We start from the raw sequence: 4,307 nt of genomic DNA on the forward strand, positions 1-4,307 counted from the left end.
GGCTAGATCCAAGAAACGCTTGGGGACAGAATACCTCTACTTTTTCAGAAGCAATTCTGTCTAAGCAAGTAATCTCTGTGAACCAAGAATCCCCGTCTCTTTAGAGCGGGGAGTGTCAACAAGAATTGCAAGTACCATTAGGGGCAATGATTTCGGGGTTAGAAGCCTTAAAACAATACAGTTTAGAGTATTTTAGCGAGGCAGAAAAAAACGCAATTACTCCCTATTTCGATCACTTAATTACGGTTATGAAAAAATTTTAAAACTGCGGCATTTAATCTGTGTTAAAATAATCAAGTCAACAGTTGAAAATGCCGCTCACCGAGGTTAAAACTCCGTTGAAACTCTGAAATCATCAGCGAAAGTGAACCTCTTGGGACCACCAAAAACCTCGATCGAGTACCTAGCGGGTCGAGGCAGTTTATAAATAAGGGAGATTCTATGGATGCCAAAGCGAAATTATTAGAATTGATCGCTGGTAGAAATCGCGGACTCCTGGCGACAGAAAGCGACCGCGTGCGGATTTTAGCGGCGATCGAACAATTGGAGGATCACAATCCCCATCCCCATCCCCTCGAAGTTAAACAACTATTAGGGGGCAATTGGCGTTTGCTATTCACCAGCAGCCGCAACATTCTGGGAATAGATCGCCTACCTTTTTTTCAATTAGGGCAAATTTATCAATATCTCGACCTGAACAAGGCCAAACTCTACAATATCGCTGAAATTACCGGTGTACCTTGGTTAGAAGGAGCAGTGATCGTCTCCGCTACCTTTGAACCCACATCCGAGCGTCGGGTAATGGTCAAATTTGAGCGCTCGATCCTCGGTCTGCAACGTCTTCTCAATTATCATTCTCCCCAAGAATTTATTGAAGCGATCGAGAGTGGCAAAAAATTTCCTCCCCTCGATTTTTCTTTCAATAATCGCCAACAAACAGGTTGGCTTGATATCACCTATCTCGATGAAGATCTCCGCATCGGCCGCGGCAGCGAGGGCAGCGTCTTTATTCTCGCTAAGGAAAAAACCTAACTTACAGAGCTATTCAGAAGACAGGCTTGTATCAGTTATCAGTAATCAGTGATCAGATGTGAGTTTTTAGTTCACTGATTACTGTTTACTGTTCACTGAAAATACACCCCACACCCGACACCCCACTTGCTCCCCCAGATGAATGCCCCGATCGGTTAGAATCAAAATATGGGAAAAAAATTATTTACTTTCGGGAACCTTTACTGAATTCTCCCGTCCTCAAGCTCTGAGTGAGGAGTTTATATCCTTAGAGGAAATCCCATGAGTCAATCGATTCCAGCATCTTGGTCACTTGAGGCCAAAAAGTCTCAAAACCCCGTGTCCCCTGACAAACTCTCCAACTACGATCTAATTGCACGCTGTCAGGAAGGCTGTCAGCCGGATCGAGCAGCCTTTGCGGAACTGCTGCGGCGCTATCAGGCTCATGTTGATAAATTACTCTATCATTTGGCTCCCGATTGGCAAGATCGCGCTGATTTGGCTCAAGAGGTCTGGATTCGCGTCTATCGCAATATTAACCGTCTCCATGAACCCCTCAAGTTCCGCGGTTGGTTAAGTCGCATTGCTACTAATCTTTTTTACGACGAATTGCGGAAACGCAAGCGGGTTAATCACCCCATTTCCCTCGATGCTCCCCGGCGCGTGGAAGATGGCGAAATCGATTGGGATATCGAGTCCGATTACCCCAGTCCCGATGAACATCTCACCACCCACGAATTCTACGATCAATTACAGGCTGCGATCGCTGATTTACCAGAAGCTTTTCGGACAACTATTATTCTGCGAGAAATTGAAGGCATGGCCTACGAAGAAATTGCTGAGATCACGGGAGTTTCTTTAGGAACTGTTAAATCCCGCATTGCTCGCGCTCGCGCTAAATTACAATCTGTTTTACAGCCCTATTTTACGGAAGGCTAAATAAAATTGTGGTGATTCGGCACTAACGGTCGAAATGAGGAGTCGTTAAAGTTAACTAGCTCCGTGCTGGTGAAAAGTGATTGTATACCGATCGCTTCTGGTCGAGGTCAACCATGAATAATTATCAACCCGAAGACGTTCAATGGATCAAGTCTTTGTTACGTCACGATGACAGCGATTCCAACTCCGCAGCCGAGGATATTTTGTTCTTAGATGAGGATAACGAAGAAGCTCATCGTTTCGATTTAATTAGCGCCTATATTGATAACGAAGTAACGGTAGAGGAACGGAAGCTAGTTCAGCATTGGTTAGACCATGATGCTGCTGCTAAAAAACTCTATCGGCAGCTCTTGGGATTACAAACTAATTTAAAGCAAATTCCCGTACCGGTTACTATGGCCAGCGACCGATTGGCAGAACAGGTGTTCAGAAAAGTCGATGGTCAGCGTCGTCGGCAATATTATGTTTATGGTGGCGCAATTTTCACCGCTATGGCGATCGCTGTTGGTTCCTACTTCGTCTCCGAACGCAATGATCCCCTCTCCCAAATGGCGAGCAGTCCGAGCAGTATTAGCCAAGAGGGAGACCATTTGATGATTGCTCTTAACCATCCGATTATGGAGATTCCCGCAACGGAACAGCCAAAAGAGAATAGCCAAAGGTAAGGTCTATCGAGATAAATGCCAGCATTCTCGTGCGATCGCCCAATCTTCCGCCGTAGCAATTACCATCACTCGCACTTTAGATGTGTCACTGGCGATATCCTCATCCCGAGGACGAGCGGCATTTTTAGCCAAATCTAACTCTAAACCCAAAAAAGACCAGCCTTGACTGGCTTTTTCCCGTACTAAAGCTGAATTTTCGCCGATTCCTGCCGTAAATACCAAGACATCTAACCCCTCTAGAGAAGCGATCATCGATCCGATTAAACTTTTCAGACGATGAATATACATCTCAAATGCTAATTTTGCCCTCTCGTTGCCTTCGGCCATCGCCGTGGTAATTGCCCGCATATCGCCAGAAATCCCCGAAATTCCCTTTAAACCGGATTCTTTATTGAGTAAGCTATTTAAACTATCGGGATTGTATTGATATTCTCGCTCTAGATAAATCAGAATCCCTGGATCGATCGAACCGCTGCGGGTTCCCATCATCAATCCGTCTAGAGGAGTAAATCCCATAGTAGTATCAATACTTTTACCCCCCTTGACTGCCGATAGGGAAGCGCCATTTCCCAGATGACAGATCACCATTTTCAAGGATTCTAGGGGTTTTCCTAACAATTCGGCGGCCCGTTGGGAGCAGTACTGATGACTGGTGCCATGGAACCCATAGCGACGGATTCCCAGTTCACTCCATTGGTAGGGAATGGGATAAAGAGAAGACTCAGGAGGGATAGAACGATGAAAAGCGGTGTCAAACACTGCTACTTGAGGAACATCGCCGAAAACTTGCTCGATCGCTTCAATTCCTTCTAAATGAGCGGGATTATGGCTAGGAGCAAGGGGAATCAGCTTTTTAATCGTTTCTTTGACCTGGGGAGTGATCATGGTGGCCTGGGAATATTCCGTGCCACCATGGACAACTCGATGACCGACTATACTAATGTCGGCGAGGTTAGCCAGTACCTTAGTTTCGCCAGTGACTAAGGTATCTAACATCCGAGCAATTCCCGCCGGACGATCCTGACTAGAAAGATTAATTTCCTGTTTAATTCCCTGAGCTTTTACCGTTAAAACCCCGTAATCAGGGTTAACTGTCCAATCGATCCCCGCTTGCCAAATTGGTTGCGGAGGATGGTCAGGGAGAAACTCTAAATCGTACAAACAACTTTTTTGACTGCTCGATCCCGCATTTAAGACCAGAATTTTCATAAAAAAGCTCAATTAGGAGGTGGCTTGTGCTGATCATCGAAAATTTGGGTCTGAAACCCCGTCGTTCTAGGTTGGCTTTACCGTTAAATACTAGCGCATTTACACCATATATGCCAGAATGTGAGACATGGAAAAAGCCTATTCGTTTCGATTTTACCCCACACCAGAACAAGAGTCGCTATTGCGACGCACCTTGGGCTGTGTAAGATTAGTTTACAATAAGGCACTCCATCTCAGAACACAAGCATGGTACGAAAAGCAAGAAAGAGTAGGATATACTGAAACTTCTTCAATGCTAACTGATTGGAAAAAGCAAGAAGAATTAGACTTTTTAAACGAAGTAAGCTGTGTACCTTTACAACAGGGGTTAAGACATTTACAAACAGCTTTCACTAACTTCTTTGCTGGTCGTACTAAGTATCCTAACTTTAAGAAAAAACATCAAGGAGGAAGTGCCGAATTTACCAAATCTGCTTTTAAATT

5 protein-coding genes and 1 pseudogene are annotated in these 4,307 nt (G+C 44.9%); 5 read left to right on the forward strand and 1 reads right to left on the reverse strand.

The annotated features are described in order from the left end of the window. Positions 1–119 precede the first annotated feature (119 nt). The 4 genes and pseudogenes from EWV84_RS17300 to EWV84_RS17315 form a co-directional block, all read left to right on the forward strand. Positions 120–263, forward strand: a pseudogene (locus tag EWV84_RS17300) (bilin-binding protein); the annotation flags it as partial. A 178-nt stretch (positions 264–441) separates the two neighbouring features. After that, positions 442–1,032, forward strand: a complete 591-nt coding sequence (locus tag EWV84_RS17305; RefSeq protein ID WP_287079004.1) for a PAP/fibrillin family protein — start codon at positions 442–444, stop codon at positions 1,030–1,032. Positions 1,033–1,293: 261 nt separating this feature from the next. Further along, positions 1,294–1,950 (forward strand): sigma-70 family RNA polymerase sigma factor, encoded by a 657-nt coding sequence (locus EWV84_RS17310; RefSeq protein ID WP_002750403.1) that lies wholly within the window; start codon positions 1,294–1,296, stop codon positions 1,948–1,950. 113 nt (positions 1,951–2,063) lie between these two features. Further along, on the forward strand, positions 2,064–2,615 hold the full coding sequence (locus EWV84_RS17315; protein WP_287079006.1) for an anti-sigma factor family protein: 552 nt from the start codon (positions 2,064–2,066) through the stop codon (positions 2,613–2,615). Between the two features lie 3 nt (positions 2,616–2,618). Here the strand turns inward: EWV84_RS17315 and EWV84_RS17320 are convergent, their stop codons facing one another. Then, positions 2,619–3,824, reverse strand: a complete 1,206-nt coding sequence (locus tag EWV84_RS17320; protein WP_287079008.1) for an acetate kinase — start codon at positions 3,822–3,824, stop codon at positions 2,619–2,621. Positions 3,825–3,951: 127 nt separating this feature from the next. On the opposite strand from EWV84_RS17320, the gene EWV84_RS17325 reads away from it, so the two are divergent. Next, a partial coding sequence (locus tag EWV84_RS17325) for an RNA-guided endonuclease InsQ/TnpB family protein (RefSeq protein WP_287079010.1) occupies positions 3,952–4,307 on the forward strand: 356 nt, incomplete at its 3' end.

Source organism: Microcystis sp. M_QC_C_20170808_M3Col, assembly GCF_007095505.1.
In the GTDB taxonomy this organism is placed as follows: domain Bacteria; phylum Cyanobacteriota; class Cyanobacteriia; order Cyanobacteriales; family Microcystaceae; genus Microcystis.